Annotated in this window: 14 protein-coding genes; all 14 read right to left on the reverse strand. The window is 67.3% G+C overall.

The annotated features are described in order from the left end of the window. Window positions 1-109 precede the first annotated feature (109 nt). Window positions 110-2,092: a tetratricopeptide repeat protein gene (locus C7416_RS24140; protein ID WP_111521281.1), complete on the reverse strand. Its 1,983-nt coding sequence runs from the start codon at window positions 2,090-2,092 to the stop codon at window positions 110-112. Window positions 2,093-2,242: 150 nt separating this feature from the next. Next, complete coding sequence (locus tag C7416_RS24145; protein WP_111521282.1) at window positions 2,243-3,394, reverse strand: branched-chain amino acid ABC transporter substrate-binding protein; 1,152 nt, start codon at window positions 3,392-3,394, stop codon at window positions 2,243-2,245. A 169-nt stretch (window positions 3,395-3,563) separates the two neighbouring features. Continuing rightward, window positions 3,564-7,547 carry a trifunctional transcriptional regulator/proline dehydrogenase/L-glutamate gamma-semialdehyde dehydrogenase gene (putA, locus tag C7416_RS24150; protein WP_111521283.1) on the reverse strand — a complete coding sequence of 1,328 codons (3,984 nt, stop codon included), beginning with the start codon at window positions 7,545-7,547 and terminating at the stop codon, window positions 3,564-3,566. A gap of 195 nt (window positions 7,548-7,742) precedes the next feature. Beyond that, window positions 7,743-10,058 (reverse strand): primosomal protein N', encoded by a 2,316-nt coding sequence (locus C7416_RS24155; RefSeq protein WP_111521284.1) that lies wholly within the window; start codon window positions 10,056-10,058, stop codon window positions 7,743-7,745. 523 nt (window positions 10,059-10,581) lie between these two features. Then, window positions 10,582-11,673, reverse strand: coding sequence for a uroporphyrinogen decarboxylase (gene hemE / locus C7416_RS24160; protein ID WP_111521306.1), 1,092 nt, complete (start codon window positions 11,671-11,673; stop codon window positions 10,582-10,584). Between the two features lie 52 nt (window positions 11,674-11,725). Next, window positions 11,726-12,676: an alpha/beta hydrolase gene (locus C7416_RS24165; protein ID WP_111521285.1), complete on the reverse strand. Its 951-nt coding sequence runs from the start codon at window positions 12,674-12,676 to the stop codon at window positions 11,726-11,728. A gap of 49 nt (window positions 12,677-12,725) precedes the next feature. Next, window positions 12,726-13,166: a CoA-binding protein gene (locus C7416_RS24170; RefSeq protein ID WP_111521286.1), complete on the reverse strand. Its 441-nt coding sequence runs from the start codon at window positions 13,164-13,166 to the stop codon at window positions 12,726-12,728. Between the two features lie 703 nt (window positions 13,167-13,869). After that, window positions 13,870-14,286, reverse strand: coding sequence for a F0F1 ATP synthase subunit epsilon (locus C7416_RS24175; RefSeq protein ID WP_010811262.1), 417 nt, complete (start codon window positions 14,284-14,286; stop codon window positions 13,870-13,872). A 96-nt stretch (window positions 14,287-14,382) separates the two neighbouring features. Beyond that, a complete protein-coding gene (gene atpD / locus C7416_RS24180; protein ID WP_018006198.1) occupies window positions 14,383-15,786 on the reverse strand; it encodes a F0F1 ATP synthase subunit beta in 1,404 nt (467 codons plus the stop codon). Between the two features lie 33 nt (window positions 15,787-15,819). Continuing rightward, window positions 15,820-16,695 carry a F0F1 ATP synthase subunit gamma gene (gene atpG, locus C7416_RS24185; RefSeq protein WP_111521287.1) on the reverse strand — a complete coding sequence of 292 codons (876 nt, stop codon included), beginning with the start codon at window positions 16,693-16,695 and terminating at the stop codon, window positions 15,820-15,822. A 74-nt stretch (window positions 16,696-16,769) separates the two neighbouring features. Then, window positions 16,770-18,311 carry a F0F1 ATP synthase subunit alpha gene (gene atpA / locus C7416_RS24190; RefSeq protein ID WP_111521288.1) on the reverse strand — a complete coding sequence of 514 codons (1,542 nt, stop codon included), beginning with the start codon at window positions 18,309-18,311 and terminating at the stop codon, window positions 16,770-16,772. A 38-nt stretch (window positions 18,312-18,349) separates the two neighbouring features. Further along, window positions 18,350-18,895, reverse strand: a complete 546-nt coding sequence (locus C7416_RS24195; protein ID WP_111521289.1) for a F0F1 ATP synthase subunit delta — start codon at window positions 18,893-18,895, stop codon at window positions 18,350-18,352. 2 nt (window positions 18,896-18,897) lie between these two features. Further along, window positions 18,898-19,368 carry a F0F1 ATP synthase subunit B gene (locus C7416_RS24200; RefSeq protein ID WP_062795846.1) on the reverse strand — a complete coding sequence of 157 codons (471 nt, stop codon included), beginning with the start codon at window positions 19,366-19,368 and terminating at the stop codon, window positions 18,898-18,900. Between the two features lie 99 nt (window positions 19,369-19,467). Next, window positions 19,468-19,734 (reverse strand): F0F1 ATP synthase subunit C, encoded by a 267-nt coding sequence (gene atpE, locus C7416_RS24205; RefSeq protein WP_011299478.1) that lies wholly within the window; start codon window positions 19,732-19,734, stop codon window positions 19,468-19,470. Window positions 19,735-19,784 lie beyond the last annotated feature (50 nt).

Genomic DNA, 19,784 nt, shown 5'->3' on the forward strand with positions numbered 1-19,784 from the left:
CCAAACGCGCGCCTTATTTCGGTCATCTTCACGTAAAAAACGCCATCTGCGGACGGCGTTTTTTACATACCTTACATTTTCAGCCGCTTCGCTGGCCGCGAGAGACGTTTCAGACGCCCCACATCTTCCACACCGGGCGGGTGGCCTTCAACGCCGCCTCGACCTGGCCGTACAGCGTGCGCGTGGCGCCCTGCGCGGCCCCGCGGGTACGGGCCCGGTCGAAGTAGCCGAGCGCGGCTTCGCGCTGGCCCTGCCCGAGTGCGGACTGGACCGCGCGCAGGTACACCTCGGCGTCCCAGTCGTCACGCGCGGCGAAAGCCGCGACGAAGTCGGCCAGCGCGGCATCGTGGCGGCGGGCGGCATTGTGCACCAGGCCGCGCTGCACGCGCGCGCCGGCCTGGTCCTGCGGATCGCCCTCGGTCAGCGCCACCGCCTGCTCGAACAACGGCAGCGCGCGCTCGGGTTCGCCCAGGTCGCGCCAGACCTGGCCGAAACGGTTGTACAGCCACGCATCTTCCACCAGCAGCGCGCGCCGCTGCTGGGACTCGATCTCGGCCAGCGCATCGGTGCGGTCATGCTCGTCCATGCCGGCCATGCGCGCCTGCAGCAGCGCGGCATAGTAGGCACGCGCATGCGCCATCGGGTGCGCGGCCTCGCTGCGGGCTTCCACCGGCAGCGCGTCCAGGCGCGCATCCATGTGCGCCATCGCGGCGCGCGCGGCTTCGGTCGGCTCGGTGCCGCCCAGCGCCTTCCAGGCGGCGATCATGCGGCTGAAGGCCCAGGTCACGTCGGCCGGATTGTGCTCGAGCGGGTAGCGGTTGAGCACCTCGCCCGCCAGTTCCGCCACCTTCTGGTGCTGGCCCGCGTCGGTGTGGCAATCGAGCAGGTCGATCCAGTGCTCGATGAACTCGCTCGCGGCCATGCCCTGGCGGTGCAGGGCGATGCGCTCGTCGGCATGCGCGGCGTCGGCCGGCAGGCTGCGCGCCAGCAGCCGGCACAGCAACGAATAGATATGGGGGTCGGCATTGCCGCCATGGCCGGCGGCATCGCCCTGACCGGTGGCAAAGTACTGGTCGAAGCGCGCTACGCCGGCGCGCCCGGCCTGCACCAGCAGCGGACGCAGCGCGGCCTCGGCAGCCGGCACGTCGTCGATGAACTCGCCCAGCGCCATCGCGGCGCGGTAGTAGCCGGCGCCGTCGTCGGACTGGTCGGTCAGCGTAAAGCGCAGCCACGGCTCGCGCTCGGCCGGCGCGGTGCCGCCGGTGCCACCGGTACTGATCTCGCGCTGCGCCAGCTGGTAGCGCCAGGCCAGCTCGCGTACCTGGCTCTGCGGGTCGGGCACCTGGCGCAGGTAGACACCGAGGTCGTCGAGCGCGCCTTGCAGGTCGCCGACGCCATGGCGCAGCGGCGCCCGCAACCGGCGCGCCTCGGGGTGGTCGGGGTGCTCGGCCAGCACGCGCGCGGCCTGGTCGGCGGCGACGGCATCGCCGGCCGCGGCATCGAGCTCCAGCAGATGCGGGTTGTCCAGCGCGACCCGGCCCAGGCAGACGCGCATCAGCGGCTCCGCCGGCACGCCGGCAGCCTCGGTGCGGGCAATGTAGTCCGACACCAGCGGCGCGATGTCGTCGGCCCCCAGGTCGGGGTTGCGCACCATCAGGTCGTACCAGTAGCGCGCGGCGCCGGCCATGTCGCCCAGCCGCAGCGCCGCCAGGCCGGCGTGGAAATGCGCGGCCCATTCGCCGGTCAGCAGGCCGCTGCGCTGCGCCGCCTCATGCAGCCACGGACGGGCCTCGGCATCGCGGCCCAGGCTCATCAGCATGGCGCCGTAGCGGTGCGCGATCACCCCGCGCGAGACCCAGCGGTGCGGCGGCTGCAGCGGCAGCGTGTCGAGCCGCGCCAGCGCCTCGTCCAGCACCGCCAGCGCGGCGCCGGCATCGCCGTTGTCAAAGTGCAGCCGCGCCCGCAGCGTGACGAAATCCACCACCTCGGGGCGCGCCAGCGACAGCTGGTCGGCAATCTGCAGCGCTTCGGCGAAGCGCCCCTGGTTGGCAAGCCCGATGGCGTGGTCGTAGCTGGCTTCCTGCTCGGACACGTACTGCTCCTATGGATGAAAAAAGTGCGAGTGCGGGATTATGCGCCAATGGCGGGGATAGGGATGTTGTCTCGCCCGGCACCGGCCCCCTGAAAAGAAAAACGCCGCCCGCAGGCAGCGTTCTTCCGTGCGCCAAGCGCGGCCTGCGGCTTACTTCCCGCCCACCGTCTCCAGCACCGTCCACTTGCCGCCAACGACTTTGTAGACGGTGATGCCGCCGTCCTTCAGGTCGCCGCGCGCGTCGTACGCCAGGGTCTTGGTGGTCACGCCCTGCATGTTGGTCGCGGCCAGCACCGGCAGGTAGCGCGCCGGGTCGGTCGAGCCGGCCTTGACCATGGCCGTCATCATCGCGGTGGCGCCGTCATAGGCGTACGGCGAGTAGGTCTGGACCTTCGAGCCGAAGCGCTTCTCGTACTTCTTCTCGTACGCGGCGCCGCCGGGCATCTGGTCCAGCGGCAGGCCGGCCAGCGACACCACGGTGCCTTCGGCGGCCGGGCCGGCGAGCTTGAGGAAGTTGTCGGTCTTGGACATTTCGCCCGACACCAGCGGGGCCTTGATGCCCAGTTCCTTGACCTGCTTGGCCATCGGCGCGGACTGGGTCTCGGCGCCGCCGTAGAAGATGATGTCCGGGTTGCTGCGCTTGATGTTGGTCAGCACGGCCTTGAAGTCCACCGCCTTGTCGTTGGTGAACTCGCGGCGCACGATCTTGCCGCCGGCGGCCTTGGCGGCCTTTTCGAACTCGTCGGCCAGGCCCTGGCCGTAGGCGGTGCGGTCATCGACGATGGCGATGTTCTTCGCGCCCAGCTTCTTCACCACGAAGGCGCCGATCACCGAACCCTGCTGGGTGTCGGAGGTCATCATGCGGAAGGTGGTCTTGAAGCCCTGCTTGGTGTATTCCGGCGCGGTCGCCATGGCGATCTGCGGAATGCCGGCGCGGTTGTAGACCATCGACGCCGGGATGGTGGTGCCCGAGTTGAAGTGGCCCAGCATGCCCTGGATGCCGTTATCGACCAGCTTCTGCGCGACCACCGAGCCGGTCTTGGGATCGGCCTGGTCGTCTTCGGAAACCAGCACGAACTTGACTTCCTTGCCGCCGATCTTGGGCTTGGTGGCGTTCATGTCCTCGATCGCGAGGACGATGCCGTTCTGCATGTCCTTGCCGTACTGGGCCTGGCCGCCGGTCATCGGGCCGGCGTAGCCCAGCTTGATTTCCTGCGCCTGCGCGAACGCGGCGGAGGCGGCGGTCAGGCCGGCCAGGGTCAGGGCAACGGTCATTGCCGTCTTGTGGAAGGTCGAGCTCATCAGATCTCCTTGGGTCCCAAATGGTGCCGATGTGGTGCCGATGTGGTGTCGTTACCGGCAGTTGTATTGCGGCGCGGCCTGGCAGTGCCGCGCCGTGCTTTCTCCGCGCGGCGGGGCGGGATCGCCGCCATCGCCGCGCGCTTCGACATGACGCCGTCCGAGGGTTGCCTCAGCCGATCGTCATCAAACTGGCATTGCCGCCCGCGGCCGCGGTGTTGACCGAGAGCGAGCGCTCGATCAGCAGGCGGTCGAGCGCAATGTTCCGTTCACCCTGCGCCAGGCCCTGCACGCCGATGATCGGACCAGGACGCGCCGCGACCTGCTCGCACACCGTGCGCAGCTGGTCCGAATCGCCGTGGTGCAGCACCGCATCGATTGCCGTGTCCGCCGCGGTCCAGTCGGCCACCATGCGGACGCGCGATTGTACGCCCTTAGGCAGACGCGCAAACAGCCCCCGGCCGACAGGGTTGTCCAGCCATACCGCCTCGGCGCCGACGGTCAGCACTGCGGCCAGCTGCAGCGCCAGGTCGGCCTCCTGCGCGGCCAGGCACAGCACCCGCTCGCGCGCCAGCAGGGTGTAGGTGTTGCGCTCGCCAGTGGGCCCGGCGAGTGTCACTGCGAGCCCCGAGGCCGAGGCCTCGGCGAAGCGCTCGCACGCGGCCGCCACCTCGGGCAGTTCGCGGCGCGCCCACTCGCGGAAGGCCTCGGTGGCGCGCACGGCTTCGTCGTCCGGCCCCACGGTCTGGGCGCCGCCGGCGCCGGCATTGACGTCGGCCGCGCGCACGCTGCGTGCCACCGCGTCCTGCGGGCAGACCGACAGCAGCCGGTGCAGGTAGAGCGGGCCGCCGGCCTTGGGACCGGTGCCCGACAGCGCCTCGCCGCCGAACGGCTGCACCCCCACCACCGCGCCGACGATATTGCGGTTCACATACAGGTTGCCTACCTGCGCCCGGCTGACGATGAACGAGATGGTCTCGTCGATGCGGGTATGGATGCCCAGCGTCAGGCCATAGCCGGTGCCGTTGATCTGGCTGACCATGGTATCCAGCGCCGCGCGCGGGAACCGCACCACGTGCAGCACCGGGCCGAAGACCTCGCGCTTGAGTTCCTCGATGCTGTCCAGCTCGATCAGCGTCGGCGGCACGAAGGTGCCATGGCGGCAGCTGGCGCCCTGCGCCGCGTTGGGATCGGCCTGGTGGACGCGGCGGCCCTTGGCGCGCATCGCATCGATATGACGCACGATGCCGGCGCGCGCTTCTTCGTCGATCACCGGGCCGACGTCGGTCGACAGGCGGTCCGGGTTGCCCATGTTCAGTTCCTGCATCGCGCCCTTGAGCATTTCCAGCACGCGCTCGGCCACGTCCTCCTGCAGGCACAGCACGCGCAGCGCCGAGCAGCGCTGGCCGGCCGAGTCGAAGGCGGAGTTGACCACGTCGCCGACCACCTGCTCGGCCAGCGCCGACGAGTCGACGATCATCGCGTTCTGGCCGCCGGTTTCGGCAATCAGCGGAATCGGGCGGCCGGCGGCGTCCAGGCGCCCGGCGACATTGCGTTGCAGGATGCGCGCGACCTCGGTCGAGCCGGTGAACATCACCCCCTTGACGCGGGCGTCGCCCACCAGCGCGGCGCCGACGGTCTCGCCGCGGCCCGGCAGCAGCTGCACCGCGCCGGCCGGCACGCCGGCCTCGCGCAGCAGCTTCACCGCGGCGGCGGCGATCAGCGGAGTCTGCTCGGCGGGCTTGGCCAGCACCGGGTTGCCCGCCGCCAGCGCGGCGGCCACCTGGCCGGTGAAGATCGCCAGCGGGAAGTTCCACGGGCTGATGCAGACCACCGGACCGAGCGGGCGATGGGTCTCGTTGTCGAAGCCGCGGCGCACCTCGGCGGCGTAATAGCGCAGGAAGTCCACCGCCTCGCGCACTTCGGCGATGGCATTGGAGAAGGTCTTGCCGGCCTCGCGCATGATGATGCCCATCAGCGACTGCATCTGGGCTTCCATCAGGTCGGCGGCGCGTTCCAGCGCGGCCGCGCGCACGTCCGGCGGCGTCGCCTGCCAGATCGGCGCGGCATTGATCGCGGCCTGCAGCGCGGCGTCGACGTCGGCCTTGCCGGCTTCGGTGACATGGCCGACCACGTCGCGGTGATCGGCCGGATTCAGTACCGGCGTGGTGATGGCATCGGCGGCGCGCGCCACCTCGGCGCCCAGCATCGGCTCGGCCACCAGGCGCTCGCCGGTGCCGGCCAGCAGCGCCGACGACAGCGACGCCAGCCGATGCTCGTTGGCCAGGTCGATGCCGGCCGAGTTGGGCCGGCTCTTGCCATACAGCGTGCGCGGCGACGGAATGCGCGGGTGCGGCAGGCCGAGCACGCCTTCGTCGCGATGCATGGCCTCGACCACGGCCACCGGATCGGCAACCAGTTCATCCAGCGAGATGGTGTCGTCGGCAATGCGGTTGACGAACGAGGTGTTGGCGCCGTTCTCCAGCAGCCGGCGCACCAGGTAGGCCAGCAGCGTTTCATGGGTGCCGACCGGCGCGTAGATGCGGCACGGCCGGTTGTATTTGCCGTCGGCAGTGGGGCCTACCACCTGGTCGTACAGCGGCTCGCCCATGCCGTGCAGGCACTGGAACTCATACTGGCCCGGGTAGTAGCTGTGGCCGGCAATCTGGTAGATGGCCGACAGCGTGTGCGCGTTGTGCGTGGCGAACTGCGGGTAGATCGCGTCCGGCACCGACAGCAGCTTGCGCGCGCAGGCGATGTACGACACATCGGTGTAGACCTTGCGCGTATAGACCGGATAGCCTTCCAGCCCTTCCACCTGGGCGCGCTTGATCTCGCTGTCCCAGTAGGCGCCCTTGACCAGGCGGATCATCAGGCGGTGGCGGCTGCGGCGGGCCAGGTCGATCAGGTAGTCGATCACGAACGGGCAGCGCTTCTGGTAACCCTGCACCACAAAGCCGATGCCGTTCCAGCCGGCCAGCTCGGGTTCGAAGCACAGGCGCTCGAGCAGGTCCAGCGAGATCTCGAGGCGGTCGGCCTCTTCGGCGTCGATATTGATGCCGATGTCGTACTGGCGCGCCAGCAGCGTCAGCGACTTCAGGCGCTCGTACAGTTCGCCCACCACGCGCTCGTGCTGCGCCCGGCTGTAGCGCGGGTGCAGCGCCGACAGCTTGATCGAAATGCCCGGGCCTTCATAGATGCCGCGGCCGCGCGAGGCCTGACCGATGGCGTGGATGGCCTGCTCGTACGAGGCCAGGTAGCGCGCGGCATCGGCCTCGGTCATGGCCGCTTCGCCCAGCATGTCGTAGGAGTAGCGGAAGCCCTCGGCCTCGTAGCGGCGCGCGTTGGCCAGCGCCTCGGAAATGGTCTCGCCGGTCACGAACTGCTCGCCCATCAGGCGCATCGCCATGTCCACGCCCTTGCGGATCAGCGGCTCGCCGCCCTTGCCGATGATGCGCGTGAGCGCCTTGGTCAGGCCCGATTCGGTATGGGTGGCGACCAGCTTGCCGGTCAGCAGCAGGCCCCAGGTGGCGGCGTTGACGAACAGCGACGGGCTCTGGCCCAGGTGCGACTGCCAGTTGGCGCCGCTGATCTTGTCGCGGATCAGCGCGTCGCGCGTGGCCTTGTCGGGAATGCGCAGCAGCGCCTCGGCCAGGCACATCAGCGCCACGCCCTCCTGCGACGACAGCGAGAATTCCTGGATCAGCCCCTGCACCAGGCCTTCGCGCCCGGTGCCGACCTTCTGCTCGCGCAAGCGCGTCGCCAGGGCCTTGGCCATCTTGATGGCGGCCTCGGCCTGCTGCTGCGGCAGGCGCGCCTGCTCCAGCAGCACCGGCACGCAATCGGTCTCCGGGCGGCGATAGGCCGAGGTGATGGCGGCGCGCAGCACCGACTGCGGCTGGATGCTTTGTGCAAATTCCAGGAACGGCTGCGGCGCGCCGTCGCCATGGAGCGCATCCGCGCCGTCGCTGGCCTCGCCCTCGGCACCGGCCGCGCCGGCTTCGTACGGCAGGTGGCCGCGCTCGATCTGCTCGAGGTAGCAGAAGATGGCCTGCTTGATCAGCCAGTGCGGGGTGCGGTCGATGGATTGGGCAACGCGCTTGAGGCGGTCGCGCGAGGCGTCATCGAGCTTGACGCCAAGGGTGGTAGTGGCCATTGCGGGCAATTCTCCGAAAGACTGGAGCCGCCGCCGGTGCTACCTCGTCCGAGCCGACAGGCAAGGGCGCGCGACCGGCCGCAGCCTGTGAGCTGGCGCGATCTTACTCCCGAAAATCACCAAGGTGCAACCTGATGCAACCCTATCGAAAACCCTACCTCACAGGTTGCACTTTTGCTCCACATCGCCGGCCCGCTAGATCCGCAACGGGTCGATTTCCAGCTGCCAGCGCACCCCCTTCACCTCCGTGCCAACCTCTGCGAAAGTCTGTACCCACTCGGCCACAAACCGTTGCAGGACAGGGCGCGCGCTGGCTTCGACCAGCATCTGGGCACGCTCACGGTTGAACACCCGCACCATCGACATCGGCACCGGATCATGCAGTTGCACCTCTGGCGCCAGGGTGCAGCGTTCGGCATGCCGGCGCGCGGCTTCCAGGAACTGCAGCGCTCGCTCGAGTTGCCCGTGTTCCGCCGTGACCAGCACCTGGAAGCAGAACGGGGGCAACCCGGCCTGGCGCCGCTCGCGCAACTGGCTGGCCGCGAATCCATCATAGTCATGGCGCGTCAGGGCCTGCAATGCCGGGGTATCGGGATAGCGAGTCTGGATCAGCACCTCGCCCGGCAACCCAGCGCGCCCCGCCCTCCCCGCCACCTGCATCAGCGACGCAAACAGATGCTCGGCGGCGCGGAAGTCGTGGCTGAACATGGCCGCGTCCGGATGGACGATGCCGACCAGGGTCACGCGCTGGAAGTCATGGCCCTTGGCCACCATCTGGGTGCCCACCAGGATGTCGACGTCGCCGGCGTGGACTTCGTCGAACATGGCCTGGGCACTGCCCTTGCGACGCGTGGAATCGGCGTCGATGCGGGCGATGCGGGCCTGTGGGAAGCGCGCCGCCAGCGCTTCCTCGATGCGCTGGGTGCCGCGCCCCAGCGGCGCGATATCGACATTGCCGCAGTCCGGGCAGTGGTGGGGCACCGGCGCCTCGAGGCCGCAGTGGTGGCAACGCAGGCGCCGCTCGGGCCGGTGCAGCACCAGGTACGCCGAGCAGCGCGGGCAGCCCGACAGCCAGCCGCAGCTGTCGCAGGCGATCACCGGCGCATAGCCGCGCCGGTTCAGGAACAGCAGGCTCTGCTCGCCGCGCGCCAGGCGCGCGTCGATGGCCTCCAGCAGCGGCACCGACAGGCCCTCGAACAGGGCGCGCTGACGCTGGCGCTCATGGTTCAGGTCGACCAGCCGCACCGCCGGCAGCGTCGCATCGGCCTGGGCGCGCTCGCGCAGCACCAGCTTGCGATAGGTGCCCTGCCCGGCCCGCCACCAGGTTTCCATCGACGGCGTGGCCGAACCCAGCACCACCGCGATGCCGCGCTGCTTGGCGCGCCACACGGCCAGGTCGCGCGCGGAGTAGCGCAGCCCTTCCTGCTGCTTGTAGGAGGTGTCGTGCTCCTCGTCGACCACGATCAGCGACAGCGTCGGCAGCGACGCCATCACCGCCATGCGCGTGCCCAGCACGATGCGGGCCTCGCCCCGGTGCGCCGCCAGCCATTGCAGGCTGCGCTCCTGGTCGGCCAGGCCGCTGTGCAGCACCGCCAGCGGCAACTGCGGGAAACGCGCGGCAATGCGGCTTTGCAGCTGCGGGGTCAGGTTGATTTCCGGCACCAGCATCAGCACCTGGGCCCGCGGGTCGCGCGCCAGCACCGCCTGCATCGCATGCAGGTAGACCTCGGTCTTGCCGCTGCCGGTCACGCCGTGCAGCAGGAACGGGGCAAAGCCTTCGGCGTCGGCAATGGCCTGCACCGCCGCGCGCTGCTCGTCATGCAGCGGCGGCGCGGCCGACGGCGGCTGGGTGGGTTCGGTCGGCAACAAGGTGCGCGCGGTGCGGCTGGCCTCGACCCAGCCGGCGGCCTGCCATTCGGCCAGCCGCGACGGTGCCGCGGCACAGAGGGCACGCGCATCCGCCAGGGACAGCGGCTCGCCCGTGGCGGCGCGCTCGGCCAGCGCCTGGGCCAGGGCCCGCACGCTGCGGGCGCGGGGCGGCACGGCCGCCAGCAAGGCATCGGCTTGGTCGGGCAGCACGCGGTATTGATCGGTGCGGGCACGCTGCGCCAGGCTGGACCAGCTTTCGGCCTCGCGCAGGGCGGGCGGCAAGGCCGGCAGCATCACTTCGCCGAGCCGACGCTGGTAATAGCGCGCCGCAAAGGCTGCCAACTCGATCCAATCCGGCTGCAGCGGCGGCAGCCAGTCCAGCCGCTGCGCCACGGGGCGCAACTTGTCCACAGGCACGTCCGAGGCTTGCGCGAATTCAACCGCGACGCCGACCATGCTGCGGCGGCCGAACGGCACCACCACCAGGTCCCCGGGCGCGATATCGGCGATGGCGAGGTAGTCGAAGCAGTCGTCGGCGGGCGTGTCGAGGGCAACCCGGATCACCGGCGGCGACGACAACGCCACCCCTGCGGTGGCCGGGGCGGTGGACTCGGGCAGGAGCGTGCCGCTATCGGGCAGCATGCACGCCTTGAAGGTGCATCGCCATGGGGCAAGGCCGGATCCACTGACAGTCGGCCTGGCCATGGCGGAGGGTTGGTGTGCGGCGCAGCATCAACTTAAAGTAAAACTTCAAATGTGGCCCTAAGTCGATGATAGATGACTGGTTTTCCACTAATTCCACCGCCCCTGTGGATAACTTTGTTGAAAAGTCGCTTTGCCTGGCCCGGAAGCCCCGAGAAACAAGGGATCCACTGGCATCGACCCCCTCTTTGCAAATCTTCCAAAGCCTTAAAAATCAAGGGCTTGCAAACATCCCCCAGATAGGTTAGGGAATAACCCTGTCCTGCACTGCGGCAAACCTATCGGTGTGCATAAGTCAAGTGCCGCCAGTCAACCCAGCGCACCTTTTTGGTGGCTCGTGGCGAAAAAGTTAACTTGACACGGTACGCCCGCGCGGCTCGCGCAGCACTGGGTACGGCCCCGGGCGGGACGTTGCAGCGCGGGGCCGCGCCACATCGCCCTGCCGGCCTGCATACCGCGACCGTCACTTCCCTGCTGTGCGCAGCTGGCGGCTGTGCCGGTGCACCTCGTCGACCAGCACGGAAACACTCTCCGGGGGCGTGAACTGCGAAATTCCGTGGCCGAGGTTGAAGACATGGCCGTCGCTGCCACCGCCTGCGGCATAGCTGTCCAGCACGCCACGCACCTGTTCGCGGATCGCAGCCTCGGGCGCAAACAGCACGGTCGGGTCGATATTGCCCTGCAGTGCCACGCGGCCGGCGGTGCGCCGGCGCGCTTCGGCAAGGTTGACGGTCCAGTCCAGCCCGATGGCATCGGCGCCGGTGTCGGCCAGCGCTTCCAGCCACAGGCCGCCGCCCTTGGTGAAGACGATCGCCGGCACTTGCTGTCCGGCGTGCTCGCGCTTCAGGCCGGCCAGCACGCGGCGCATGTACGCCAGCGAGAACGCCTGGTACATGCCGTCGGCGAGCGCCCCGCCCCAGGTGTCGAAAATCATCACCGCCTGCGCGCCCGCCTCGATCTGCGCGTTCAGGTACTGCGTGACCGCCTGCGCATTGATGTCCAGGATGCGGTGCATCAGGTCGGGCCGGCCGTACATCATCGCCTTGACCGTGCGGAAATCATCCGAGCCGCCGCCCTCGACCATGTAGCAGGCCAGGGTCCAGGGGCTGCCCGAGAACCCGATCAGCGGCACGCGCTGGCGGCCGTCCTGCACCAGCGCGCGGCGGATCTCGCGCACGGCGTCAAACACGTATTGCAGCGATGCCATGTCGGGCACGGCCAGCTTCTGCACGTCGGCCTCGGTGCGCAGCGGATGCGCGAAGCGCGGGCCCTCGCCCTGCGCGAACGACAGGCCCAGGCCCATCGCATCCGGCACCGTCAGGATGTCGGAGAACAGGATGGCCGCGTCGAGCGGATAGCGGTCCAGCGGCTGCAGTGTCACTTCGGTGGCGTAGGCCGGGTTCTTGGCCAGCCCGAGGAAGCTGCCGGCGCGCGCGCGCGTGGCGTTGTACTCGGGCAGGTAGCGGCCCGCCTGGCGCATCAGCCACAGCGGCGTATATTCAGTCGGCTGGCGGCGCAGCGCGCGCAGGAAGGTATCGTTCTGCAGTGCGGTCATGGTCATCCTCGTAAGACCGCCATTCTAAGGGATGGCCGCACGCGGATGCCGCTCAGACGTCGTCGATCATCCCCGCGAACGCCGACGCGGCGCGACGCATCCATTCCCGCGCGCGCTCGGCCTCGGGCTGCAGCCGGGCGAAGCCGTGGGTCATGCCGCTGGCCTCGATGGTGATGACGGGGGCGTCGTGACGCACCAGGAAGTCGGCATAGGCCAGGCCGTCGTCGCGCAGCACATCATGCGCCGCCACCATCAGCACGGTCGCCGGCGGCCGCACCGGCGCCGCGGCCATCAGGTGCACGCGCGGATCGCCGTGGGCGGCGCCCTGCGCCAGCGCCTCGGCACCGATGAACTGGGTCCAGAACCACGCCATCTCGTCACGCGTCAGGCCCGGGCCATCGGCGAAGGCGCGATAGCTTTCGGTGCCGAGCACCGGCGCAGCGACCGGATAGATCAGCAGCTGGGCATCGACCCGCACCGCGTCGCCGGCATTGAGCCGCTGCGCGGCCTGCGCCGCGAGATGGCCGCCGGCGCTATCGCCGGCCACTGCCAGGAAAGCGGGCGCCAGACCCAGCGACTGGCGCTGGCCGGCCAGCCACGCCACAGCTTCGGCAGCATCGTCGCAAGGCGCCGGGAAGGCGTGCTCGGGGGCCAGCCGGTAGTCGACGCTGGCCACGGCGCACCCGGTATCCGCCGCGAGCAAGGCCGCGACGGTGTGGTGCGTCTGCGCCGAACCAACCACCCAGCCGCCGCCGTGGAAGTACACCAGCAGCCGCGGCGTGGCCACGCCGGCCGGACGGAACAATCGTGCACCCAGGGTGCGGCCGGCCAGCGCCATTTCGAGTTGCTGCACCACCACGCCCTCCGGATCCGGCCGCAACGAAGCGGCGGCAATCTCGGCGAAACGGGCGCGCTGCGCCGGGACGTCGGCCGGTACCGGCTCGGTGGCATAGCGTTCGGCGAGGCGGCGGTAATAGGCGAGCAGTTGCGGATCGATGGCCATGGTCGGCGGCGGAGGGGTTAAGCGGAAGGGATAGACGAAACGGCGGAAATCAGGCCCCGCCGAGCTGGCGCGTGAGCTCGATCTTGCTGCAACAGTCCTGCACCGCCAGCAGCCCGGCATCGGTGGCGCGACGCACCGCCTCGTCGTTGATGATGCCAAGCTGGAGCCAGACCCCACGCGCGCCGATGGCGACGGCCTCGTCGACCACACCGGGTGTGTCCTCGGCGCGGCGGAAAATATCGACCCATTCGATCGGGGCGCCGGCCGCCGTGGCGGCGTCGGCGGCCTCGCGCAGCGTCGCGTGGCAGGTCTGGCCCAGAATGCGTTCGCCGGCATGGCGCGGATTGACCGGCACGATGTGGAAGCCGTGGCCTTGCAGGAATTCGGCGACCTCTTGGCTGGGCCGCTCCGCACGGTCGGACAGGCCGACCACGGCTACGGTCTTCATCGCCAGCATGGCTTGTATGGCTTGCTGCTTCTCAGGCGGCATTGCGTCTCCGGGCTGTAAGTGACCGTGGGGCTGCATGGAAGCGGCAGGCAACTCCACCGGCCAGGCCAATCGTAACCGCAATTGTCACGCAAGATTTGGTGCGGAAACGAACACTGCAAGCGCGGATATAAAGATAATCCCGCAACACGTGGCGCCTCAAAACGTGACGCCCAGGCGCGAAAATATGCCGATCACGCCGGATTTTGAGCGCTCCGGCTTTCAACTTCTTTCAAACCGATACATTTTGTTACTGCCATGCCCGGGAGTTTCCCCCACAATGCATTGACACACCCGCTGGGCGGGCGTGGCGCCCCGGTGAAAATGGCAGTGCAGACTAAAGGGGCGTGCTGAAGAAAGCCTTTTTGTAGCGTTTCCGGCAGTAACCCGATTTTCCGATCCAGCGTAAAGCTGGCTGGACCGGAGCACCAGGAAGACCGTTGCAGCGCGTGGCCTTTGCGGCCTGTGAGCGGATATTTGGAATATCCGATGCGCCTTGCTTGTCGACCTGGACCGAACCCGTTCCTTCGAATTGACCCCTCGAAGGGATTTTCCCGTCCGCGCGGAGCCTCCCCGGCCCGCGCGCTTTTTTTTGTCCAGGCGCGGCAAAAGCATATCGCCGCGCCCACAAAAAAGGCAGCCTCGCGGCTGCCTTTTTTTAAATGTCGCATCGAAAAAACAACAATGCGACAGTCCTGCCCAATGCTTACTTCTTCCGACGCAGACGGGCAATCGCTGCCAGTTGCGCGGCGGCCACGGCCAGTTCGCTCTGGGCGCGGGCCAGGTCGAGGTCGCTGCTCTGGTTCTGCATCAGCTCCTCGGCGGCGCGCTTGGCTTCCTGGGCCTTGGCTTCGTCCAGGTCGCCACCGCGGATCGCGGTGTCGGCCAGCACGGTGACGTGCTTGGGCTGCACTTCGAGAATGCCGCCGGCAACGAACACGAACTCTTCGCTGCCGTCTTCCTTCTCGATGCGCACCGCACCCGGCTGGATGCGCGTGATCAGCGGCGTGTGGCCCGGCAAAATGCCCAGCTCACCCGACTCGCCCGGCAGCGCCACGAACTTCGCCTGGCCGGAGAAGATCGACGCTTCCGCGCTGACGACGTCTACAAGAATGGTTGCCATATCTGATCCTTTCTCCAATCGCTTCGCTCAAGCGGCAGGCCCGGTCCGAACCGGGCCTGCCTTCGCTCCCGCTCGCACGGGAACGACAAGCAAGGCTTACTGGAGCTTCTTGGCCTTCTCGAAGGCCTCGTCGATCGAGCCGACCATGTAGAACGCCTGCTCGGGCAGGTGATCGCACTCGCCGTCGACCAGCATCTTGAAGCCGCGGATGGTTTCCTTCAGCGGCACGTACTTGCCCGGCGAACCCGTGAACACTTCGGCCACGTGGAACGGCTGCGACAGGAAACGCTGGATCTTACGGGCGCGCGAGACGGCCAGCTTGTCTTCCGGCGACAGTTCGTCCATGCCCAGAATCGCGATGATGTCGCGCAGTTCCTTGTAGCGCTGCAGGGTCTGCTGCACGCGGCGGGCGACTTCGTAGTGCTCGGTGCCGACCACTTGCGGGTCCAGCTGGCGCGAGGTCGAGTCGAGCGGATCGACGGCGGGGTAGATACCCAGCGCGGCGATGTCACGCGACAGCACCACGGTCGAGTCCAGGTGCAGGAAGGTCGTGGCAGGCGACGGGTCGGTCAAGTCATCGGCAGGCACGTACACGGCCTGGATCGACGTGATCGAGCCGGTCTTGGTCGACGTGATGCGCTCCTGCAGCTTGCCCATTTCTTCAGCCAGCGTCGGCTGGTAGCCCACGGCGGAAGGCATACGGCCCAGCAGTGCCGACACTTCGGTACCGGCCAGGGTGTAGCGGTAGATGTTGTCGACGAAGAACAGGATGTCACGGCCTTCGTCGCGGAAGCGCTCGGCCATGGTCAGGCCGGTCAGCGCCACGCGCAGACGGTTGCCCGGCGGCTCGTTCATCTGGCCGAACACCATGGCCACCTTGTCGAGCACGTTCGAGTCCTTCATTTCGTGGTAGAAGTCGTTCCCTTCACGGGTACGCTCGCCCACGCCGGCAAACACCGACAGACCGCTGTGCTGCTTGGCGATGTTGTTGATGAGCTCCATCATGTTGACGGTCTTGCCCACGCCGGCGCCACCGAACAGGCCCACCTTGCCGCCCTTGGCGAACGGGCAGACCAGGTCGATCACCTTGATGCCGGTTTCGAGCAGGTCAACGGAAGGCGACAGTTCATCGAACTTCGGTGCCTTCTGGTGGATCGCACGCAGTTCGTCCGAGGCGATCGGGCCGGCTTCGTCGATCGGGCGACCCAGCACGTCCATGATGCGGCCCAGGGTGCCGTGGCCAACCGGCACCGAAATCGGGGCGCCGGTGCTCTTCACTGCCATGCCGCGGCGCAGGCCGTCCGACGAGCCCAGGGCAATGGTACGCACCACGCCGTCGCCCAGCTGTTGCTGGACTTCGAAGGTCAGGCCCTTCTCGGCGAACGAGGCGTCGCCGGATTCTTCCAGCACGAGCGCGTCGTACACCTTCGGCATTGCGTCGCGGGGGAACTCGATGTCCACCACGGCGCCAATACACTGCACAATATTTCCGATACTCATTTCGTATCTCCGATAGCTTGAATTCGTGACGCCTTAGACCGCAGCTGCACCGCTGACGATTTCCGACAGTTCCTTGGTAATCGCGGCCTGACGGGTCTTGTTGTAGACCAGTTGCAGTTCGCCGATCACGTTCTTGGCGTTGTCGGACGCAGCCTTCATGGCCACCATGCGCGCCGATTGCTCGGACGCCATGTTCTCGGCCACGGCCTGGTACACCAGCGCCTCGACGTAGCGGACCAGCAGCTCTTCCACGACGGTCTGGGCGTCAGGCTCGTAGATGTAGTCCCACGAGTAGGCGCGCTTCTCTTCTTCGGTCTGCGACAGCTTGTCGGCGGCGAGCGGCAGCAGCTGCTCAACCATCGGTTCCTGCTTCATCGTGTTGATGAACTTGGTGTACGCCACGTACACCGCGTCGACTTCACCATTGGTGAAGGCGTCGAGCTGGACCTTGATCGCGCCGATCAGCTTTTCCAGATGCGGGGTGTCACCGAGGTGCACCACGTGCGAAACCACCTTGGCGCCGATACGGCCCAGGAACTGCATGCCCTTGGTGCCGATGGCGGTGGCTTGCACATCCACGCCACGGCCTTGCAGGGCCTTCAGCTCATTGGTCACCGAGCGCAACACGTTCGTGTTCAGGCCGCCGCACAGCCCCTTGTCGGTCGTGACCACGATCATGCCGACGCGCTTGACGTCGCGCTCCTGCATGAACGGGTGCTTGAACTCGGGGTTGGCCGTAGCCAGGTGCGCCGCAATGTTGCGCACCTTCTCGGCGTAAGGACGGGCGTTGCGCATCCGCTCCTGCGCCTTGCGCATCTTGGACGCGGCGACCATCTCCATCGCCTTGGTGATCTTGCGCGTGTTCTGCACGCTCTTGATCTTGGTTCGAATCTCTTTCGTTCCGGCCATATCTTCCTCTCCATCCGAACCATCGCCGCGCCGGCGTGAGCCAGGCGCGGCGACGATGTCGTGGAATTACGCGGTTAGAACGCGGCGGACTTCTTGAAATCCTCGACAGCGGCACGCAGGGCGGCTTCATCTTCCTTCGAGAGCTGCTTGGTCTCTTCGATGCGGTTGATGAGGTCGGCGTACTTGGTCTTCAGGTGGTCGTGCAGGCCCTTCTCGAACGGCAGGATGTCCTTCACTTCCACGTTGTCGAGGAAGCCGTTGTTGGCGGCGAACAGCGAAGCCGACAGCTGCCACACCTGCAGCGGCTGGTATTGCGGCTGCTTCAGCAGTTCGGTCACGCGGCGGCCGCGCTCCAGCTGCTTGCGGGTGGCATCGTCCAGGTCCGAGGCGAACTGCGCGAACGCAGCCAGTTCACGGTACTGGGCCAGGTCGGTACGGATACCGCCGGACAGGTTCTTCACCACCTTGGTCTGCGCAGCACCACCGACGCGCGACACCGAGATACCGGCGTTGATGGCGGGGCGGATACCGGCGTTGAACAGGTCGGTTTCCAGGAAGATCTGGCCGTCCGTGATCGAGATCACGTTGGTCGGCACGAACGCGGACACGTCGCCGGCCTGCGTTTCGATCACCGGCAGCGCGGTCAGCGAACCGGTCTTGCCCTTGACGGCACCGTTGGTGAACTTCTCGACGTAGTCGGCGTTCACGCGGGCGGCACGCTCGAGCAGGCGCGAGTGCAGGTAGAACACGTCGCCGGGGTAGGCTTCGCGGCCCGGCGGGCGGCGCAGCAGCAGCGACACCTGGCGGTAGGCCCAGGCTTGCTTGGTCAGGTCGTCATAGACGATCAGCGCGTCTTCGCCGCGGTCGCGGAAGTACTCGCCCATGGTGCAGCCGGCGTAGGCGGCCAGGTACTGCATGGCCGCCGAGTCCGAAGCGGCGGCGGCGACGACGACGGTGTATTCCATCGCGCCGTGCTCTTCCAGCTTGCGCACCACGTTGGCGATGGTCGAAGCCTTCTGGCCGATTGCCACGTACACGCAGAAGACGCCCTTGCCCTTCTGGTTGATGATGGCGTCGACCGCGACGGCGGTCTTGCCGGTCTGGCGGTCGCCAATGATCAGCTCACGCTGGCCACGGCCGATCGGCACCATCGCGTCGATCGACTTCAGACCGGTCTGCACCGGCTGGCTCACCGACTGACGCGCGATCACGCCCGGGGCCACCTTCTCGATCACGTCCGATTCCTTGGCGTTGATCGGGCCCTTGCCGTCGATCGGCTGGCCCAGCGTGTTGACCACGCGGCCCAGCAGTTCCTTGCCCACCGGCACTTCCAGAATGCGGCCGGTGCACTTGACCGTGTCGCCTTCGGAAATGTGTTCGTACTCACCCAGCACCACGGCGCCGACCGAGTCGCGCTCGAGGTTCAGCGCGAGGCCGAAGGTGTTGCCGGGGAATTCCAGCATCTCGCCCTGCATCACGCCAGACAGGCCATGCACGCGGCAGATACCATCGGTCACGGAGATCACCGTGCCGGTGTTGCGCACTTCAGCTTCGGCGCCAAGGCCCGAGATGCGGGTCTTGATCAGCTCGCTGATTTCTGAGGGGTTCAGTTGCATCACAATGCTCCTAATTCTTCAATCCGCCGGACGGCCGCTCAGGCGGCGGTCAGCGCGGTTTGCATGGCTGCCAGGCGCGCACGCACGGAGGTGTCGAGCACTTCGTCGCCAACCTTGACGCTGACGCCGCCGATCAGGGACGGGTCCACCGCCACCTGCGCGTACAGCTTGCGGCCGAACTTGCGTTCGAGGGCGGCGACGAGGTCGTTCAGCTGACCATCTTCCAGCGGGAAGGCGCTGGTGATTTCAACGTCGGACGACCCTTCGCGGGCGTTCTTGAGCGCATGGAACTGTTCGGCGATGTCGGGCATCACCGTCAGGCGGTTGTTGTCCACCAGCAGTTGCACGAAGCGGCGCGCTTCGTCGCTGACCGGGGACTTCAGCACCGACAGGAACAGTTCGGCCAGCTTGGCGCCAGGAACGTTCGGATCGTCGGCGACCGCCTTCATGTCGGGATTGGCGGCAACCTGCCCCATTTCCGACACCAGCTCGGACCATGCACCCAGGTTGCCTGCGCTCGATTCGCTGGCGACGCGGAACAGCGCCTCAGCGTAGGGACGGGCAATGGTTGCGGTTTCAGCCATGATTAGAGCTCAGCCTTGAGTTGATTGAGCAGGTCGTTGTGGACCTGCGCGTTCACTTCACGCTTGAGGATCTGCTCGGCACCCTTGACGGCCAGCACGGCGACCTGGTCGCGCAGTTCTTCGCGCGCGCGGGTAACCTGCTGTTCGGCTTCGGCCTTGGCCTGGGCGATGATGCGTGCGGCTTCTGCCTGGGCGTTCTGCTTGATCTCGTCAGCCGTCAGCTGGGCGCGCTTCTCGGCGTCAGCGACACGTTGAGCGCCTTCGGTGCGGGCTTCGGCCATGGCCTGGTCCACACGCTTGTTGGCGAGTTCGAGCTCGGCCTTGCCCTTCTCGGCAGCGGCGAGGCCATCGGCGATCTTCTTTGCGCGTTCGTCGAGCGCCTTCACCAGCGGCGGCCAAATGAATTTGGCAACAACCCACCACAGGATGAAGAACACGACCATCTGCGCAAAAAACGTTGCGTTCAGATTCATGGTGTGTTCCTTTCGGTAATCAAACTACAGATAAATGCACAAAAGGCGGCCAGGCTGGTGGCCCGCGCCGCCCGTCAGCATCATGCAGACCGAAAAGAATTACTGGATGACAGCCAGCAGCGGGTTGGCAAACGCGAACAGCATTGCAACACCCACGCCGATCAGGAATGCCGCGTCGATCAGGCCGGCCAGCAGGAACATCTTGGTTTGCAGCGGGTTCATCAGCTCGGGCTGACGTGCGCAGGCTTCGATGTACTTGCCACCCATCAGGGCGATGCCCAGGCAGGCGCCGATGGCGCCCAGGCCGATGATGATGCCGATACCGATGGCGGTCAGACCCTGGATGTTGGCGAGAAATGCTTGCATGATGACTCCTTTAATTTAGAGAGACTTAGAACCAAAAAACCAAAAAACCA

This window comes from Cupriavidus phytorum (genome assembly GCF_003254285.1).
In the GTDB taxonomy this organism is placed as follows: Bacteria; Pseudomonadota; Gammaproteobacteria; order Burkholderiales; family Burkholderiaceae; genus Cupriavidus; species Cupriavidus phytorum.